General features: G+C 65.0%; 3 protein-coding genes. All 3 read right to left on the reverse strand.

Annotated elements, in window-relative coordinates:
- Positions 1 to 30: 30 nt before the first annotated feature.
- The 3 genes from Y882_RS18175 to Y882_RS18185 are packed head-to-tail and all read right to left on the reverse strand — an operon-like array spanning position 31 to position 2,322.
- Positions 31 to 639, reverse strand: coding sequence for a glutathione S-transferase family protein (locus Y882_RS18175; RefSeq protein ID WP_046973371.1), 609 nt, complete (start codon positions 637 to 639; stop codon positions 31 to 33).
- 11 nt (positions 640 to 650) lie between these two features.
- Entirely contained in the window at positions 651 to 1,511 is an 861-nt protein-coding gene (gene purU / locus Y882_RS18180) for a formyltetrahydrofolate deformylase (protein ID WP_046973372.1), read from the reverse strand.
- A 10-nt stretch (positions 1,512 to 1,521) separates the two neighbouring features.
- Entirely contained in the window at positions 1,522 to 2,322 is an 801-nt protein-coding gene (locus Y882_RS18185) for a cytochrome C assembly family protein (protein WP_046973373.1), read from the reverse strand.
- Positions 2,323 to 2,365: the final 43 nt, after the last annotated feature.

Below are 2,365 nucleotides of genomic sequence, written 5' to 3' on the forward strand. Positions count from 1 at the left end.
AGGGTGCGCTCCCACAGTAGTTCTGCCGTTCTACACAGGCGGCAACGCGGCAAAATCCGGATGCAATTCGGCGCGCGCCGAAAATGCCGCCAACTGCGGATAAGCCTTCGCGTCGATCACGTCGGCAGCCACCAATTGAGTGAAGCCCCAGGCAACGGCGATGGACACATCGGCCTGACCTGGCGCGTTCCCAAAAATCCAGCCATCCACGCCACTCAGCTCGCGCTCAAGCAAATCGTGCGCGGCATGCAGCTGTCCTTTGACGCGCTTGAGCCAGCCTTCATCGCGCTTGTCCGGATCGCGCTTGTCTTCGTACACGATCTGCACGGCTTTTTCGCTGGCGGCGAGGGCGATGCCGGTGAGGCGCAATGCGCGTTGGCGGTCCGCTGCATCGGCGGGCATCAGGGCGGCGCGATCACTTTGCGCCTGCGCCCAGTCGATGATCAGGCCCGACTCGGTGAGCATGCAGCCATCGTCCAGCACCAGTGTGGGCGCTTTCACCAGCGGATTGATCTGTTGGAATTGATCGAAGTGCCGGAACACCGACATCGAGCGATGCGTGAACGGGATTCCCAGCAGTCGCAATGAAATCGCGGTGCGGCGCACGTACGGTGAATCGAGCATGCCGATCAGTTCCACGAACACCTCCGTCAGGAATGAAAGACGACGGTCTTGCTGCCGTTGAGCAGGACGCGGTCGTCCAGATACAGGCGCAGTGTGCGCGCGAGCACGCGGCGCTCGATGTCGCGGCCGATGCGGATGAGGTCTTCCGGCGTATCGGCGTGGGTGACCCGTTCGATGTCCTGTTCGATGATCGGGCCTTCGTCGAGCTCGGCCGTGACGAAATGCGCCGTGGCGCCGATCAGCTTGACGCCGCGGCGGTACGCCTGGTGATACGGGCGCGCGCCCTTGAAGCCGGGCAGGAACGAGTGATGGATGTTGATGCATCGGCCGGCGAGCGTTTGCACCAGCTCGCGCGACAGGATCTGCATGTAGCGGGCGAGCACCACCAGGTCCGTCTGCGATTGCTCGATCAGTGCGGCGAGTGCGCCTTCCTGGTCGGCGCGGCTGTCCCGATCCACCGGCAGGTAGTGGAAGGGGATGCCGTCCAGGTCCAGATGGCGATAGGTTTCGCGCGGGTGGTTGGCAATGACGCCGGCGATGTCCATCGGCAACTCGCCGATGCGCCAGCGATATAGGATATCGGCCAGGCAGTGATCGAACTTGGACACCAGCAGCAGCACGCGGCGGCGTTGCGCCCGGTTGCGCAGGTTCAGCTGCATGGCGAACGGCTTGGCGAATTCGTCGAAGCCCGGCTTGAGCGCCTCGAGGTCGCGCTCGGCGTTTTCAAACACCAGGCGCATGAAGAAACGGCCAGTTTCAGCATCGCCGAACTGCTGGGCCTCGATGATGTTGCCGCCCTGCGCGGCCAGATGATTCGACACCGCCGCCACGATGCCAGCACGGTCAGGACAGGAGAGTGTCAGGACGAACTGGCCGGGAATGATCATGGCATGCGCTTCATGGCGTCCGATGAAGTATCAGCTCCAGCACCGCCTTGGTGCCGAAGAAGGCAAGCAGCAGCACACCCATGCCCACCAGCGTCAGATTGACCGCGCTGCGGCCGCGCCAGCCGTGCCGCCAGCGGCCGATCAGCAGGGTGCCGAACACCAGCCACGCAATGATCGACAGCACGGTCTTGTGGATCAAGTGCTGGCCGAACAGGTTGTCCACGAACAGGATGCCGGTGAGCAGGGTCAGCGTGAGCAGCAGAAAACCAGCGCCGATCAGCCGGAACAGCAGCGTCTCGGTCAGCGTCAGCGGCGGCAGCGCGCGCATCCACGTTCCCACCTGGCGATGCCGCAGTGCGCGCTCCTGCACGGCGAGCAGGATGGCCAGCGCCGCGGCGATGGACAGCACGCTGAAGGCCAGCAGCGCCACCGTGACATGCAGCTTGATCTGCCACTCCAGCGGCAGCGGTGCCGTGACGGGCGCGGCGAAGGTGTCCAGCGCCAGCAGCAAGGCCGTGAGCGGAAACACGATGACGCCGAGCGCGGCCACCGGCCGCCAGATATTCACCACCAGGGTAAAGGCGGAGACCACGCAGGCGACCAGCGACAGCGCGGAAAAGAAATGCAGGTCGAGCGCGCCGCGATGGGCGCCAAGCAGGGTGCCGGCGTGGAGCAGCACGGCACTGCCGGCCAGCAGCAGCGCCGAGCGGTTCAGCGGTTGCCCACCTCCAAGCAGCGGCCGGGCCAGAGCCGTCGCTGCAGTGAGGTAGAGCACGATGGCGAGCAGGGCGAAAAGGACGGTGGCGGCCATAGCGGGCGAGTGTGGCATGGGGCCTTGGGGGTGGGTAGAGGGG

Source organism: Dyella japonica DSM 16301, from assembly GCF_001010355.1.
Taxonomy (GTDB): domain Bacteria; phylum Pseudomonadota; class Gammaproteobacteria; order Xanthomonadales; family Rhodanobacteraceae; genus Dyella; species Dyella japonica.

Excerpts from the sequence above, each read along its gene's own strand:
- purU (WP_046973372.1), bottom strand. The coding sequence starts at position 1,511 with ATGATCATTCCCGGCCAGTTCGTCCTGACACTCTCCTGTCCTGACCGT.
- Y882_RS18185 (WP_046973373.1), bottom strand. The coding sequence starts at position 2,322 with ATGGCCGCCACCGTCCTTTTCGCCCTGCTCGCCATCGTGCTCTACCTC.